General features: G+C 59.5%; 10 protein-coding genes and 1 pseudogene. 1 reads left to right on the top strand and 10 read right to left on the bottom strand.

The genetic code is table 11. From position 1 onward, the window contains the following. Nucleotides 1-80 precede the first annotated feature (80 nt). From F1C16_RS20445 to F1C16_RS20420, 6 genes and pseudogenes are all read right to left on the bottom strand, one after another. Nucleotides 81-1805 (bottom strand): RagB/SusD family nutrient uptake outer membrane protein, encoded by a 1725-nt coding sequence (locus tag F1C16_RS20445; RefSeq protein ID WP_185284438.1) that lies wholly within the window; start codon nt 1803-1805, stop codon nt 81-83. Between the two features lie 24 nt (nt 1806-1829). Then, a complete protein-coding gene (locus F1C16_RS20440; protein ID WP_185284437.1) occupies nt 1830-5000 on the bottom strand; it encodes a TonB-dependent receptor in 3171 nt (1056 codons plus the stop codon). A 340-nt stretch (nt 5001-5340) separates the two neighbouring features. Next, nucleotides 5341-8115 (bottom strand): substrate-binding domain-containing protein, encoded by a 2775-nt coding sequence (locus F1C16_RS20435; RefSeq protein ID WP_258049151.1) that lies wholly within the window; start codon nt 8113-8115, stop codon nt 5341-5343. A gap of 492 nt (nt 8116-8607) precedes the next feature. After that, a pseudogene (locus F1C16_RS23415) lies at nt 8608-8805 on the bottom strand (transposase); the annotation flags it as partial. A gap of 410 nt (nt 8806-9215) precedes the next feature. Then, nucleotides 9216-9632, bottom strand: coding sequence for a VOC family protein (locus F1C16_RS20425; RefSeq protein WP_185284435.1), 417 nt, complete (start codon nt 9630-9632; stop codon nt 9216-9218). Nucleotides 9633-9683: 51 nt separating this feature from the next. After that, nucleotides 9684-10409 (bottom strand): YafY family protein, encoded by a 726-nt coding sequence (locus F1C16_RS20420; protein ID WP_185284434.1) that lies wholly within the window; start codon nt 10407-10409, stop codon nt 9684-9686. Between the two features lie 593 nt (nt 10410-11002). On the opposite strand from F1C16_RS20420, the gene F1C16_RS20415 reads away from it, so the two are divergent. After that, nucleotides 11003-11947: a carboxypeptidase-like regulatory domain-containing protein gene (locus tag F1C16_RS20415; protein WP_185284433.1), complete on the top strand. Its 945-nt coding sequence runs from the start codon at nt 11003-11005 to the stop codon at nt 11945-11947. A 301-nt stretch (nt 11948-12248) separates the two neighbouring features. On the opposite strand, the gene F1C16_RS20410 is transcribed toward F1C16_RS20415, so the two are convergent. The 4 genes from F1C16_RS20410 to F1C16_RS20395 all read right to left on the bottom strand — a co-directional run bounded on the left by F1C16_RS20410 (nt 12249) and on the right by F1C16_RS20395 (nt 15200). Next, on the bottom strand, nt 12249-12809 hold the full coding sequence (locus tag F1C16_RS20410) for a hypothetical protein (RefSeq protein ID WP_185284432.1): 561 nt from the start codon (nt 12807-12809) through the stop codon (nt 12249-12251). Nucleotides 12810-13230: 421 nt separating this feature from the next. Beyond that, the gene (locus F1C16_RS20405) at nt 13231-13464 is read right to left on the bottom strand and encodes a hypothetical protein (protein WP_185284431.1); all 234 of its coding nucleotides are present in this window, start codon (nt 13462-13464) and stop codon (nt 13231-13233) included. A gap of 289 nt (nt 13465-13753) precedes the next feature. Further along, nucleotides 13754-14203, bottom strand: coding sequence for a VOC family protein (locus F1C16_RS20400; RefSeq protein ID WP_185284430.1), 450 nt, complete (start codon nt 14201-14203; stop codon nt 13754-13756). A gap of 121 nt (nt 14204-14324) precedes the next feature. Beyond that, entirely contained in the window at nt 14325-15200 is an 876-nt protein-coding gene (locus F1C16_RS20395) for a helix-turn-helix domain-containing protein (protein ID WP_185284429.1), read from the bottom strand. Between the last annotated feature and the right edge of the window lie 231 nt (nt 15201-15431).

The raw sequence follows: 15431 nt of genomic DNA, 5'->3' as shown, positions 1-15431 counted from the left end.
CGTTTAGAAGTAGCTGACGGGTACGTCGTAGCTGTTTGCGTTATGGATTCACCAAAGTCAGCGGGGCAGTGACAGCACGCCTACCACCCTACATTCTGCTTGTATAGTCCTTTGCTGAAGTTGATCTGGTTGATTGGAATCGGCATGTATTCGTCGCGGGCGGGCGTGAAGCGGGCGGTAGACAGGTACTGCCGCAGGTTCTTTTCCTTGGCGAAGTAGGTGTTCAGGTAGGGCGCCGCAATACCCCAGCGCACCAAGTCGAAAAAGCGGTATCCTTCCATGGCAAACTCCAGGCGGCGCTCAAAACGCAGGGCTTCGCGGGCGTAGGCCTGCGTGAAACCGGCGGTTGGGTAGAGGCCAATGTTGTACTTGGAGGTAGCCGCGCCGTTGGCTTGCTTCAGGCGCGCGGTGCTGTTCTGCGCCCGCTGCCGGATCTGGTTGATGAGGGGTAGGGCCTCCGACGGCCGGTTCAGCTCAATGAGCGCTTCGGCCTTCCACAGCAGCACGTCGGCGTAGCGGATAATCGTCCAGTTTTTCGAAGAGCTCATGAAGGGCGGCGTCTTCTGAAAGCTGGGGTCAGTGGGCAGCACGCTTTCCTTCATCGACAGGTTGTAGCCGTATACCTGCGGCACGCGCACCCACGACTCCTGAAACACGAAGTTAGGGTCGTACTTGAACGGGTGCCCCACAATGGCCACCGTGTGGTCGAGACGCGGGTCGACGGTCGTGCTGAGGAAGTCGGCCGGGGTTGTCAGGTCGCCGGAGGTGTTGAAATCGGCGAAGCGGGGCAGCCCGCCGGCATCGGTTTTAAACGAGTTGATCAGGTTTTGGCTGGGCTGATGAAACGAGCAGCAGCCGTACTCCGGGTTCATGGGGTAGTTCAGCTCGTTGCCGCGGTCGGTGCGGCCCTTGGGCGTACCGTCGTTGCGCGAAAACTGAATGGCAAACACCGACTCTACCCCGTTGTCGCCCGCCGTGAGGAAGTTGGTGGCAAAGTCTGCATGCAGGGAGTATTGGCCGGAGCTGATAACGGCGTTGCACAGGGCATTCACTTCCGTGAGCTTGGCCGCGTCGATGCCCGTCACGGCGTTGCTTTCGTTTTGCGTATAGGCCTGGTACAACAGCGTTTTGGCCAGGTAGGCCTGCGCGGCAGGCTTGGTAGCCCGCCCGATTTCAGGCTGGGTGGCGGGCAGGTTTTCCACCGCAAAGCGGAAGTCCTCGGCCACTTTGCTCCACAGCGCGTCGTTGCTCAGGGCCACGTTCGACACGGTGGGGTATTGATCCACCGGTAATTCCTCGTCGATGTAAGGCACGTACTTGAACATCTCCTTGAGCAGGAAGTAGAAGTGCCCGCGCAGGAAGCGCATCTCGCCCTGGCGCACCGCCTTGTTGGGCATCGTTGCGGCATCCACGGCGTTGAGGCGGCGCAGCGCGTCGTTGCAGCGCGAAATGCTCAGGTACATGCGGTACCAAAACTCGTCGGTGTTGCTCAGGTCGACGCGGTTGAAAATGAAGGTTTCGTAGAAGTGAAACGCGTCCACGTCGGCGGTGCCCCCGCCGCCCTTGTAGGCGTCGCCGCCGCGCACGTTGCCGTAGGGCCACATGGAGGTATAAGGCACGTAGTAGATATCGTTGCCTAACTGCGCATAGGCCGCAATTACTTGTTTATCAATATTTCCAACCGTATTCAGCTGGTCGTCGCTGAGCGCCCCGGTGGGGTCTACATTGAGGAAGCTTTTATCGTTGCAGCTCACCGAAAAGGCCAGCAGCGAGCAGGCCAGCACGCTGGTTTTGAGGAGTTTCATGGGAAGGTTTGGCTAGCGTAGCAATTAGAAGGAAACGTTGAGGCCGGTGGTGAACACGCGCGGTATCGGGTACTGGTAGTTGGTCACCTCGGGGTCGGGGCCGGTGAATTGCTTACTCTTGGCGATGAGGAAGTTTTGCCCCTGCACGTACACGCGCACGTTTTGCAGGCGCAGCCGGCTAACCAGCGCAGTGGGTAGGTTGTAGCCCACCTGCACGTTGCGCAGCTTCAGATACGACGCGTTTTCGACGAAGTAAGTGGAAGAGCGGCCCTCGTTGTTGGAGTTTACCAGGGTAGGCGCCGGAATAGAAGAGCCCGTGTTGGTCGGCGACCAGGCATCGAGCAGGCGCTGCCCCCAGTTCTCGCCCGAAGCCAAGGAGGAGAAATCCGTACGGAATTTTGAGTTGTTGTAGGCGTAGAGGCCTTGCACGCCCTGGAAAAACACCTGCACATCAAAGCCCTTCCAGGCGGCGCCCAGGTTCAGGCCGTACGCAAAGTCCGGAATGGCCTCCGTAATCCACGTCTGGTCGAAGTTGTCGATTACCCCATCCCCGTTCAGGTCTTTGTAGCGAATGCGGCCGGGGGCGGCGCCTACCTGGGTAGGGCCTTCGCCTACTTCCGTCGCATTCTGGTACAGGCCATCGGCCACGTAGCCGTACACGGCGTTGATGGAATGACCCAGGCGCGTCACGTCCTGACCGTTGCCGCCGTAGGCGTTAATCACCTCGTCGGGCAGGTAGGTGAGTCGGTTGCGGTACGTGGAGAGATTGCCCGACACATTGAACGTCAGCCCGTTGCTGAGTGCGTTCTGGTAGGTGAGCAGAAATTCCCAGCCCGAGTTTTTGATGGAGGCGCCGTTCACGAACTTGTCGCCGCCCTCACCTACTACCCCCAGGAAGGGCAGGTTCACCAAGATGTCGGTGCTCTTCTTCACGAAGTAGTCGGCCGAGCCGGTGAGCTTGTTCTGGAAGAAGCCCACGTCGAGGCCCACGTTGGTCTGGGTAGTGGTTTCCCACTTTAGGTTGGGGTTGGCCTGCTGCACGCGCCGGTAGCCGGCCGGCAGGTTGGTGTCGTTGCCGTAGATGTCGTAGGCCGTGCCAATGTCATAGGCAAAGTTGGGGTCCAGCGTCCCCAGGCTCGACTGGTAAATAGCCCGTGAGGCAAAATTGGCAATGTCCTGGTTGCCAGTCTGGCCCCAGCCAGCGCGCAGCTTCAGGTCCGATACGGCATTCACGTTGTCTTTTACGAAGCTCTCCTCGCTCAGGCGCCACCCGCCCGACACGGCCGGAAACACCCCAAACTGGTTATCGGCCCCGAAGCGCGAGGAACCATCGCGGCGGATGGTACCCGAGAGCAGGTACCGGTCCATGAACGAGTAGTTGACCTTAGCGAAATAAGAAGCCAGGCGGTAGGCCGTGGCCGAGCCGCCGTTGTCCTTGTTGGCCGAGCCCGCGTCGAGCACAATGTAGTTGGGGTCTTCGCTGGCAAAGTTGGTGCGCGAGGCGTAGAAACTCTCGCTGGCGTAGCTGATGCGCTCATTGCCCAGCAGAAAGCTCAGCGCGTGCTTGCCGCCGCCCAGCGCCAGGTCATAGTTCAACGTGTTCTGCCACACCCAGTTACCAAACGTGGTTTCGTTGTTAGTCACACGGTTGTTGTCGTTGGACAGGTAGCCGGCCCGGAAGGTTTTGTACAGCTCCTTGTACTTATACAGCGAGTAGTCGATGCCGAAACTGGTGCGCAGGTGCAGCCCCTTGATGATTTCGGCGTCGGCGAAGGCATTGCCGAACACGCGGTAGAGATTCGAGCGATTCTGCTGGTTGTCGGTGAGCAGGCGCACGGGGTTGTCCCGGTCGCCAATGCCGTTCACCGGGCCGCCCCACCCTACCCCGTCCACTGTGCGCACCGGCACAATGTTGAGCAGCTGGCTGCTTCGGTCACGAATCAGATTGAGGTCGAACTGAGCTTCCTCTAATTTGCTGACCGTCAGGTTTTCCCCTATTTTCAGACGGTCACCCAGCAGCGAGTAGTCCGAGTTGAGGCGCGTAGTCCAGCGGTCAGCGCCGGTGTATTTCAGCGTACCGGAGTTCTTGTAGTAGTTCAGCGAAAACAGCACGCCGCCGTGCTCCCCGCCATTGCTTACATTCACGTTGTACTGCTGCACCAACGCTGTCTGCTGGGTTTCTTTAAACCAGTCGGTGTTGGCGGTGCGCTGGGTTTGAGCCGCGTCCAGAAACTCCGGTACCGTCACGTTGTCCAGCACCGGCCGGCCATCGGGACCCAGGTGCGACTGAAAGTTGTAGAACGGAATAGTAGGCCTGGTGCCGTCGTTGACGGAGGCCTGCCAGTAGATGCGCCCGTACTCCTGGGTGTTCAGCATCTTGATGTGCGGCCCCGGCTTCTGGGCGGAGAAGAACGTGGAGAAGTCCACCCGCGTCACGCCTTTTTTCGCCTTTTTGGTGGTGATGATGATGACGCCGTTGCCGGCCCGCGAACCGTAGATACTGGCCGCCGACGCATCTTTCAGCACCTGAATCGACTCAATATCATTCTGGTTGAGCTGGTTGATCCCCTCCTTGGTCGGGATGCCGTCAATCACGTAGAGCGGGTCGTTGTTGCCCAGCGTGCCGAAGCCGCGGATGCGCACGGCCGTGCGGCTGCCACTCGGCGAGCCATCCGTGGTAATTTGTACGCCCGGCACCCTACCCTGCAAGTTGTTGGCCACGCTGTTGGACGTCATGTCCTTGATCTGCTCAGGCTTCACCACCGCCACGGCACCCGTCAGGTCGGCGCGGCGCTGGGTCTGGTAGCCGGTCACCACCACTTCACCCAGGTTCTGGGCGGAAGGCACCAGCTGAATGGTGAAGGTGGTTTTGCCGGCCACGGCTACCTCCTGCGGCGCGTAGCCCAAGGAAGAAACAACGAGCGTGGCGGTAGCGGGCACCGTGAGGGCAAAGCGGCCCTCCCCGTCGGTGGAGGCCCCGTTGGTAGTACCCTTCACTACTACAGTAACGCCGGGTAGGCCCACACCTTTCTCGTCGTTTACCTGACCCGTAATTGGAATATCCGCTAGCGCCTGAATAGCAGAACTGGGTAGGGCGGCCACGGCTACTCCCGGCAGCACGGCGGCCGTGAGGGGAGCCGCAGCCAGTAGCGTGAGCACACGCAGATGCCGCGTCAGAGGTACACTTTTGTGCATAATGTAGCAAGAGAAAGAGGGTGAGAACAGAAAGCGCATTGAAGCGGCTCCTTGCCCCTGCCACGTTACATCCGACCGGGCCTACCTGAGCTGCAAACGTTTTAGCAGCAGCTTTGAAACAGGCCCGGAAGACGAACTGGCCCGGAGGCTGCGACGGCTTCAGGGCTCAAAATTCTCGGATCTTTCTCTTGCAACAGTACACGATTGATTCAAAAGCTTTCACATTTGAATCAATTACCTTTCAATAATTAATTAGCTTAATATCAGTATTTTGTAGTTAGAAAACGTTTGCAGTCAAGCGCGTCGCTTTCACTTTTTACACCTGATTTTCGCTGGCGTATCACGTGCTGGGCGTGGTATGCAGCGCCCGAAACTCGGAGGGCGACATTTGATAGCGCCCCTTGAAGCTGGTGGAGAAATAAGCTGGGGAGGAAAAGCCAAGCTGGTAGGCCACCTCCGCAATCGTGAGGCCTTCTTCCAGCAGCAATTGCCGGCTTTTGGTGAGGCGCAGGCTTTGAATGAATTCGCTTACGCCGGTACCCAGCACGGCCTTCATCTTGCGGTACAGCTGCACCCGCGAGAGGCCCATGCTGTGGGCTACGTCCTCCACGCTCAGCTCGGGGCGAGCCAGATTCGCTTCGATAATGGCCGTGAGGTCGGCCAGGAATTTCTGATCTACGCGCTGTTGGGGAGCTACTGTAGCGGTAGCGGTACTCAGCTCACGGCGGAAGTGCTCACGCTGCCGCTGCCGGTTAGTTAGCAGGGTGCGCAGGCTTTCGAGCAGAAAGGTAGGATTGAAGGGCTTGGTGAGGTAGAGGTCGGCGCCGGCCTGCACGCCCTCCACCTGCTGCTCGGGCGCCGAACGGGCCGTGAGCAACACTACCGGAATATGGGAGGTGCGCCAGTCGCCCTTCAGCTGCTGCACAACGTCCAGGCCGCTTTGGTCGGGGAGCATCACATCGCACACCACCAGGTCGGGAATGGTGTCGGCCGCCAGGCGAAGGCCGTGGGCAGCATCCAACGCCGTTTGCACTTGGAAGTGGGGCCGCAGCTTCCGGGCCAGAAACGTATTGACTTCGGGGTTGTCCTCAATCACCAACACGAGGGCAGCGCTGTTGTCGCCGGTGGCGAAGGCGGCTTCGGGTAGGGTTTCGGCCAGCTCCTCATCCAGCAGGAAGGAAGCGGCCACGGGCATCGATACGGGCGCGGCAGAGCGCATCGCGTCGGGTAGGGAAAGCGGCAGGGTGACAACAAAAGTACTTCCCTGGCCTGCCTGGCTCCGAAACGTCAGCTGGCCCTGGTGCAGGCGCGTCAGGCCCAGTGCCAAGGCCAGGCCCATGCCCGAGCCCTTACCGCCGGGCGCCTGCCCTTGATAGAACCACTCGAAAATATGTGCCTGGTCCTGGGCGCTGATACCGGGGCCCGTATCTTCCACGCTCACCCGCACGTGGCCTTCCGCCGGCAGGGGTTCTATACTGACCGTGACTTGGCCCTTCTCGGGGGTAAATTTCAGTGCATTAGCCAGCAGGTTGAAAAATACTTTGTCCAAGATGTTCACGTCGAACCACAGCCATACCGCTGGTTCGGCCGGCAAGAAGCGTAAGCTGACTCGCTGCTGCTGGGCTGTTTTCTCGAACATATCTATGATTTCGCGCACGAACGCTACGAGATTACCTTCGGTGGCCCGCACTGGCATCTTGCCCACATCAATTTTGCGGAAGTCCATCAACTGATTGACCAGTTGCAACAGGCGCTGGGCGTTGCGACGCACCAGGCCCAGCTCCTGCCGATGCGAGGGCGCCAGGAGGGGGCCATCCGTCAATACTTCCTCCAAGGGCCCCAGCATAAGCGTGAGCGGAGTACGCAGCTCGTGCGAGAAGTTTGTGAAGAAACGCAGCTTTGCCTCTGTTTCCACCCGGGCCTGCTCGGCTAGCCCCTGAATCTGATTACGCTGCGAGCGGATTTCCTCATTTTGTTGGGCCAGCATCCGAGTGATGCGTCGGTTAGCCCGCAGTGCCCGCCATACGAGCAGCCCCAAACCAGCGGCGCCCAGCAACGCCGCGCCTAGTACATATAGGCCGCGCTGCTGGCTTACAAAGGTGTGTCGCTGGGTTTCCAGCAACTCTTGCTGCCGCTGAATATCACGCTGCTGGCTGGCTAGCTTCTCAGTCTGCATCTTCATGGTCAGCACGTTCGTCGAATCGATGACCATGGTGCTAAGCATGTTTTCCTTGTCGTACGGCTCGTTGTGCAGGATTTTCATGGCCGTGCGAATGGCTTCTTCCCCACCCGGCGAGTACAGCAGGGTGGCGGTGAGAATACTATCCTGCACCAGCTGCAACCCTCCCTGGGCGCCCGCCAGCCCATCTACCCCCACCACGTGCACCTGCTTAACCAGTCCCAGTTGCTTGCATACTTGGTAGGCCCCCAAGGCCATGCGGTCGTTGTGGGCAAAGATGAGCTGCACATCCGGGTGCAGACGCAATACGGCGGGCAACGCTGCCAGCACCGATGGGCGCTGCCAATTGCCTTGCACCTCTCCTACCAGCTGCACCTGCGGGAAGCTGCGTAGTGCCTGCAACAGGCCTTTGTGCCGGTCGCGAGCCGGGGAGGCCCCGGCTGCACCCAATACTTCCAGGATCTTGCCTTTGCCTTTCAGCAGGCTGCCAATGTAGCGGCCCGCAGCCCTACCCACTTCCTGGTTGTTGCCGCCCACGTAGGCAGTATAGAGCTGGGAGGTGGTGCGCCGGTCGAGAATAACGACGGGTATTCCCCGATTAAAAGCTTCCTCCACCAGGGGAGTAATCGGTTCGGCTTCGTTGGCCGACACAATCAACAGATCTACTTTCTCCTTCAGAAATTCGCGTATCTGCCGCTGCTGGAGGGTTGTATTGTCGTGGGCGTCCTTCAGCCGAAACGTTACGTTGGGATAAAAGCTCAACTCTTTTTTCATGCCCACCAACATGGCTTGTCGCCAGGCATCGTTCATCGTGCACTGCGAAAAGCCAATAACATAACGCGTTGTCACTGAAGCGCTTACTACATGCACGTTCAAGCAGCCCAACAATAGAAATAACCCAAGTAGCCAGCTTATTAAGTGAGGCAGTTGCTTCATCCTGCTAAGATACAGTAAGTGCTAAAGATGCTCTCAGTGCCGGGGTGAGGTTACGGTAGGGTAATGCCGACGTGGTGCAGCCCGAAAACAGCCATTGATGTTTATCGGGTGTTAATTAGACGCCATGGGCACCTTAAGATAGCCTGCAGCACAACCCAATTCAGCTTACCGATGGGGGGGCTTGCCGCCGGGGCGAAGCTGGTTTTCTTCCATTAGGCTGGTAAGTCTATCTGCCCGAAACCGTATAAGTCAACAGGTAGCTCGCGGCTACCTGTTCACAGTGTGTGTACTAGACTAGGGTGGTCCAGTAAGAACGGGCAGTGCGATTAGGCTTGTGCGTTCCCCCATTCGGTAAGCCATTAATTAATAGATGTTAAGCCGCTTGTTCAAGATAGCTACCACGCGAGAGGCCCACCAGGGCGCACGCCCGCCGCTGACTCCAGCCTTTCCCTACTAAGCCCTGCGCTGCCTGGCGCCGCGCCGCAGGGCTACTTACTTTTTTCGCAAGATCTCCTTGATTGCCTGATTCTCTAGGCTTAGGTCCGCGAACATCTGCTTGAGTTTTCGATTCTCCTCTTCCAGATGTTTGAGCCGGGTGAGCTCGGCCACGCTTGCCCCCGCATACTTGTTCTTCCAGGTATAAAAGGTGGCCTCACTCAGCCCATGCTCGCGCCCGATTTGGGCAACGGTCTGCCCGCTGGCTTGTTATTGCAGAATGGCCACAATCTGGGCCTCACTGAATCGTCCTTTTTTCATTCGTTAGTCGTCAGGTAGTGAAAGTTACGTCTTTCACTACGCACATTTACCGACTTTAGCCAATACGTCCCTTCGTGACCCCTGGCCTTGGTTAAAAGTTTGGTCCAAACGTTACGCAGTGGCCTTGCCTGCTAAATACCCCTCGTCGTGTAGCACCTGCACGAAACCATGCGCCAGCAAGGCGAGCCGTCAGCAGACGACGGCCGCGTGGAGAGAACGCTCTATCCGGGAGCCCTTCCCGACCCGGCTGCTACCCGATGCTGAGTCTGTAACAGGTGCGGGGACAACCGGCTGGTTAGCATAGGTTTGCTGCGTGATTCAGTGCGCTAGCGGTCGGGTGGGTGCTACTTCGCCGGCGGGCGGGCAAACTGTTCAAGAGCATCGGCAGCGAACGGGGTGAACAGGTTCACGAGATTGCCATCCGGGTCGCGGAAGAGCAGCGAGCGGTTGCCCCAAGGCATGGTGGTCGGCTGCTGTACCAGCGTGTCGCGCAACCAGTCAGCCAGCCGCTGGTAGACGGCGTCTACGTCGGCTACGCGAAATTCCAGGATGGCCGAGCGGTTGGCGGCGGCCGTAGCTACCTGCTCCCCACCGAAGGGTGCCAGGGTACTGGTATGGCCAATGGCCAGCGTGGCACCCGCCGTGCGCAGCTCGGCAAAAACAGGGACCGGGCGGCGAAAGGGTTGGTTAAACAAGTGCTCGTAAAAGCGCGTCAGGCGCTCCACATCGGCGGTGATGAGGCGGACGGAAGTGAAATGCATAGCGAGAGAAGTGTGTTCAGGTCGCAAAATTCTCCCCCGCCACTGACAACCCTATGGCAGTCGGTTTCGCCTGTCACCAACTTTTTTTGCAGGTGGTAGCTTCAGGCTTGCCAAGTAGTCGGTCAGCGACAACGGCGCGGGATTGGTGAAGGGCAGCCCCGTGGCCGTGAGGTGTTGCACCCGCGACACGCGAAACTCCCGGTAGGCCTGTCGCAGTTGGCACCACCCGACGAGCTGCCAGGCGAAATTGTAAAACACTAATCCAATCGGCTCGACGCGGCGCCGCGTCTGGTGGCCTGCTTTGTCGCGATAGGTCAGTTCGAGCACCTGCCGCTTGGCAATGGCCCCTTGCATGGGGGCCAGATACTGGGTATGCTGCTCCTGATACTCGGGGATGGCTAGCTGCATGCCGTGGTCTAGCTGCGCCAAGCGCGTCTGGTCGGGTGGACGCAGCACGGCGCGCACTTTCTGCAGGGCAGCGGTTACCAGCGGCTGGATGGAACGGTCGGCCAGGGTGGCGCCCAGCGTTTCGAGCAGCAGCAGGGCACTGGCTTCTTCCGTCGAGAAGCTGACCGGCGGCAGAAAGTAGCCTGGCACGAGGAAATACCCTCGCCCCGCCTCAAAGCTCACAGGGATACCCTGCTCGTCCAGCGCCCGGATGTCGCGGTACACGGTGCGGACACTGATGCCAAACTGCGCGGCCATGCGCTCAGCGGGCACGTAGCGCTGGGCTTGCAGGAGGGTCACCAGGCCAAATAGGCGGTCGATACGGTTCATGGAGGAGCGGCTAACGGCTACTAAAGCGGTGACTGTAGGCAACGGTTTTCCCGAATCTGTTCGCCTTTAGTAGCAAATGACCTGGTTAACGTTTGTACCAAACTTTTAACCAAGGCCTCTCTTGCGCGAAGGTCCAGCGGCCGTCTGGTACGGCCAGCGGGGGGAAAGTAGACCGTGGGGCAGTGGGGCAGCAGAGAGGTCCGGTGGACGTTTTACGGGGTCCGAGTGGAAAATGCCCAAGGGCCTCAGGTAGTTTGTCGCTTGATGCAGGAAGTTTCGTTCACCAAAAAGAGCCGCAAACAGGGTGGGGCAACGAGACGGTAGTTCCGGCCAGTAGAGTAGCATCAACAGCCTGGTCTATAAATTGCCTTTTGCAACAGCCACTAGCACCCTATGGAACAACAGTGCACCCCAGCCTGTGCACAAAATGATCGGCTTACCGTTCGGTTTCGCTATGCTCTTTCGATGCTGTTCAGGGCGTGTAAAACGCTCACCCGGCACTACTGTTAGAACACATGGGGGCCGTCGCAGCAGCCTGTAAGCTGTTTGGCTTCCGAGTCGGCGGTTTTGCTCTATTTGTTTAACGACACCCAATGCTGGTTTTCCTGCTGCTTAGCTTGTTCCTGCTGCTCTCCCCAGAGCCCGCGCCCTACCGGGCCGTCGTCGTGGACGCCACCACCAGCCAGCCCCTGCCCCACGTGGCGGTACTGGATCTACAGACCCAGGCCCGGTTGGCAACCGATGGCCAGGGCCACTTCACGTTGCCCACTAGCCCGGCCCACGTGAAAGTGCAGCACCTGGGCTACGCATCCTTGGAGGCTACCCGCCCCGCCGCCGCGCTGGGCCAAGTGGACACGCTACGCTTGTTACCACAGGCGGTGCTGCTCCCCGAGGTAAGCGTACGCCCTGCCAGGCAAGTGCTCCTTTCCAGCCTGGGCGCTCACGCCGGCCAACGCTCCCGCTACCTGGTAGCGCCTGGTATACAGTATGGCGTCCGCTTTCAGCCGCCTAGCGGGAGCGGTACGGCCGTGCTGGATGAAATCACGCTGCGCCTGGCCCCAAAGACACCTACGGAAGGCCGGGTTCGGGTTCGCCTCGTGGCCGTAGGTGCCGGTGCCCTTCCCGGCAGCCATGACCTGATCCCGGTCGCGGCCACCTACACCGCGCAGGAGCTGGCCGGCTTCTCGGATGGCCTGATTCACGTGGACCTGACGCCGTATGGTCTGGTGCTCCCAGCGGAAGGCTTCTATGTCTTGGTCGAGGGCCTGCCCACGGACCCGCGCGCCGTCCATGTGCCCCCGGCCGCGAACGATAAGACGCCCTGGCTGATTGTTACGGCCCTGGACCCGGCCGACCCGACTAGCTACCAGCGCACGAATATGCGCGCCTTCCCCGCCTTTGCCTTCACCAGCTCCGTTTCATCTACCCAGACGGTGGTACGCACCCACGCGCAAGCTGACTGGCGCGTGTCCGCTCGTGCCGATAAGCCGACGAAATCAGAAAACCTGGACATTACGCTACACGTCTCCGCGGAATAACGCGCCCCCGTTGGTGCGTGCAACTCGCTTCCAGGCTATCGCAGCGAAAGATTGTTTCCCGCCAGTATTGGCCGCAAATGAAAGGGTGGTACAAAGGGTACATGTAGGGACGTTCTACTCATAGATCCGGCTCACACACCGCCGCCCTGGTGCCGCGTGCCGTTGAGCAAGCGTACACTGCCATACGTATCCAGGAAAGCAGGTAGCGCCCAGGTCGCATCCGCCGGTTGCCGTTGGTACCGACTGTGGGCTTACCCGCTACTGACCACGAGCTTCTCGGATGGGGAAGGGGACACACGCGCTAGTCATCATAGTGCAGGTCAAAGCGGCCCTTGGTGACGTAATAGTATTGCCCGGTGTCATGGTCTCGGAGCGGAAACGAGAACGTACCCGCGGCGATATGAGCCACGGTATCAAAGCGGGTGAGCGTGAGCGTCCCCATGTTCGCCGGATCAGTAGACGCCGCAATGAAGAAGGTTTTATCATCATAGCGCTTCATTCTAGCGTACCCCTGCGTCATCACGTGTTGCCCCACGGACGAAATACCTTCCCCTAGTTGGTAGACGCCTCCGGTTTTAGGATTGGTCACGAGCACGGACAATTCCACAGTGCCCGCGCTGGTCTTGTGGTTCTGCATACCAAAGGTGAACACCTTGTCCTTGGCAATGGGGTAGTAGTTGCCGCCCACCGTCTCCAGGCAGGTAATGCACCGCACGGCAGGCAATACTTTCCCATCGAGCGCATAACCGGCGGTATTGGCCCCGTGTTGCGTTTCTTTGGGAAGGGCGTCCGGATCGTTTTTGTCGCAGCTGGAGCACAGCAGCGTGGCCATCAGACCAGTGAGCAGTACGCGTCCTTTCATCTTCATGCGTTAAGTAGCTGTGGCCAAAGTTAATGCGCACGTCGTTTGGTTTTGGAAAGTGCGCTGTTGTACGCTGCTTCGTACCCGGGAAATGAGTGTCGCAGGCCCCTCTTGGCAGCTTCGGGCCACGCAGTCTTTTGATAGCCGAGAGCATCAAAGAGTGTGGAGCAGCTGGACAGTACTTCCATCAAGTAGAGAAGCCCCAACCGTTCGGTCTATGCCTGTCGTTACTTCGGAGAGTCCTTCAAACTAACTTGTAAGACGCCTACCGCCCCACTGCCCCACACTCTTTGATGCTCTCCAGAGGTGTTCCATCTGGTCGAGTCGTAGGTGTAGCACGTCGCTTTCTTTCAGCGCTAAGAGCGTCCGGGTTGTCAGGGCCGGGGCGCCGGGACGCGGAAGGTTGGCGCACCACCAGCCTTCAGTAGCAAACAGTAGCAAAGGCTAAGCTGTGCTCCCGGCCGTGGGCATCGGTGACGTAGGTGCGCACACAATCCCGCACCACAAACGTGAGTTGCGGTGGCCGCTGCCCGGCTTCGACCACCAGGCCGGCGCGGGCCACGTGCTGTGGCATGAGCAGTGCCGTGAAGACGGCGCCCTCCTCGGCCGAGAGCGTAATGTGGCGGGCCACGTTGGCCAGAATAGCGGGGTACATTAGGCGGCAGTTAACCAACTAAGCGCGGCCTTCCCCGCTAGCTCCCAAAAGTATTTACTTCCCTAAGAAGCTGCGGGGCCTACTGTTTGGCGTGAATCAACAGGATACTGCGGGGCTGCGCCCAGGCCGCAGTTCCGCCGGGTAGCGACTGAACCGGGGTACCGACCAAGCGTACGTTAGCCGACGGGTCAGGCAAGTAGCTAGACTGCGTAAGGGTAATTCCCAGGAGCCCAGCAGGTTCGGCGAGCCACCCGGCGGCTCGCCGAACCTGCTGGGCTCCTGGGTCTGTTTAGCCGATATTCTGGATGAATTCCAGTGTGTTGCCGTGCAGGTCAGACACAAAGCCGCAGCGCTTGCCCAGGAGCGGCACATCGAACGGCTCCCGGGTCACCTGGACCCCGCGCTCACGCAGGGCGGCGAGCGTGTCATCGACGTTGCCAACTGTGAGGCACAGGTGTTGAAAGCCGGAAGTGATGGGCGGCGGGGTGGACGGCGGCGGGGTGGCTGGACCGTTACTCAACACTTCCAGCCAGAAGTTGTCGTCGTTGGCCGGGGCCAGGAAGGCGAGCTGCAAGTCACCCAGCGTAACCTGCTTAATCAAGCGAAACCCGAGTTTTTTGGTGTACCAGCCGATCGTACCCGCGAAGTCAAGCGTGCGCAAGCCCACGTGGTCGGCCCGCATGGTTCCATTGATGCCTTCGGCGTTTTTCGCCGGCAGCGGTAGAGTGGTATTTTCCATAGGTTCTGTTTTTGGCGACCACTTCGGTCGTCGTTGGTAGGTGCTAGTACAACCACGAATCGCCTGGTTAAGTCAGAGGTCGCAGCGGCTTTCACCAGTACATCCGGTGGGGAGGCTGGTACTATTCACTGCCCGTGCGATAATGAAGGGGCGTCACGCCGGCCAGCCGCTTGAAGAAGCGGGTAAAGTAGGCGGCATCTTGAAAGCCGAGCTCGAAGGCGATTTCCTTCACGGACCGCTCGGTATGGTAGAGCAGGCGCTTGGCTTCGAGCAATTGGCGCTCGTGCAGGAGCTGGAGCACCGTTTTGCCGCTCTGCTCTTTTATGATCGTGTTGAGGTGATTAGCGGAGAGGTGCAGTAGCTGGGCGTAGGCCGGCACGTCGCGGAGCGTTTTGTAGTGGTGCTCGATACTCGCTTGCAGGCGGTGGTAGAGGCTGGGCACAGTCGGCCCCGCGGCGGCGCGGCTAGGCTGCTGGTAACAGAGGCGGCCGATGGTGAGGAGCAGCACGCGCAGGTAGGCGTACAGGAGCTCATCGTGCAGGTCGGCCGGCTGTTCGTATTCCTGCACGATGCGCTGACAGAGCTGGCGCAACTCCGTCAAGTCGTTGGGCGCGAGCCGCAGGCCGTGGCTAAGGTGGGGGTATTGTAGGAAGGGCAGTTGCCGCAGGTCGGCGTTAGCGGCCTGGGTAAAGAAGTCGGGGGTGAGACAAATCGCCGTGCCGGCGGTCTGGACCTCCTCTTTGGCATGCACCTGCGTGGGGGTGGAAAAGAACAGCGAGTCGGCCCGAAATTCGTGGGGCACGGTGTCCAGCCAGTAGCGGCCGCTCCCGCTGGTCAGCAGCAGCAGCAGGTAGTAGTCTTTGCGGTGCGGCAAGAGCCAGCTTTTGCGCTGGTCCAGCAACGTGTCGTGGTGCCGAACGGTGACCAGCCGCACGCGTTCGCCGGGTGCGCGAAATAGGGTGTGAGTGGGAATGGCCGGGGTAGTTGGAGAACGCATGGAAAAGCAAGGGTGACCACTCGATCATACGGGCGGTGACGAAAAGGGGCAAAAGCTGTTTGGCGAAGAGGGCCACTTTAGAAAGCGGCGAACGCCATGCTCTCCCGGGTAAATAGTCGCCCAAGCTAGCCACCAGTGCCGTAGCCACCCTGTTGCTAGTCGGCGAGCAGGATCTAGAAACCTGTAAAAAGCAGCGTTATCGTCAGTAAGTAGGCCTCATTTAGTTGCTAG

Source organism: Hymenobacter sp. NBH84 (assembly GCF_014217645.1).
In the GTDB taxonomy this organism is placed as follows: Bacteria; Bacteroidota; Bacteroidia; order Cytophagales; family Hymenobacteraceae; genus Hymenobacter; species Hymenobacter profundi.
This window is presented reverse-complemented; position numbering and strand designations above follow the sequence as displayed.

What these genes read in the sequence shown, in the direction of transcription:
- F1C16_RS20445 (WP_185284438.1), bottom strand. Translation starts at nt 1,805, where the DNA reads ATGAAACTCCTCAAAACCAGCGTGCTGGCCTGCTCGCTGCTGGCCTTT.
- F1C16_RS20440 (WP_185284437.1), bottom strand. Translation starts at nt 5,000, where the DNA reads ATGCACAAAAGTGTACCTCTGACGCGGCATCTGCGTGTGCTCACGCTA.
- F1C16_RS20435 (WP_258049151.1), bottom strand. Translation starts at nt 8,115, where the DNA reads ATGAAGCAACTGCCTCACTTAATAAGCTGGCTACTTGGGTTATTTCTA.
- F1C16_RS20425 (WP_185284435.1), bottom strand. Translation starts at nt 9,632, where the DNA reads ATGCATTTCACTTCCGTCCGCCTCATCACCGCCGATGTGGAGCGCCTG.
- F1C16_RS20420 (WP_185284434.1), bottom strand. Translation starts at nt 10,409, where the DNA reads ATGAACCGTATCGACCGCCTATTTGGCCTGGTGACCCTCCTGCAAGCC.
- F1C16_RS20415 (WP_185284433.1), top strand. Translation starts at nt 11,003, where the DNA reads ATGCTGGTTTTCCTGCTGCTTAGCTTGTTCCTGCTGCTCTCCCCAGAG.
- F1C16_RS20410 (WP_185284432.1), bottom strand. Translation starts at nt 12,809, where the DNA reads ATGAAAGGACGCGTACTGCTCACTGGTCTGATGGCCACGCTGCTGTGC.
- F1C16_RS20405 (WP_185284431.1), bottom strand. Translation starts at nt 13,464, where the DNA reads ATGTACCCCGCTATTCTGGCCAACGTGGCCCGCCACATTACGCTCTCG.
- F1C16_RS20400 (WP_185284430.1), bottom strand. Translation starts at nt 14,203, where the DNA reads ATGGAAAATACCACTCTACCGCTGCCGGCGAAAAACGCCGAAGGCATC.
- F1C16_RS20395 (WP_185284429.1), bottom strand. Translation starts at nt 15,200, where the DNA reads ATGCGTTCTCCAACTACCCCGGCCATTCCCACTCACACCCTATTTCGC.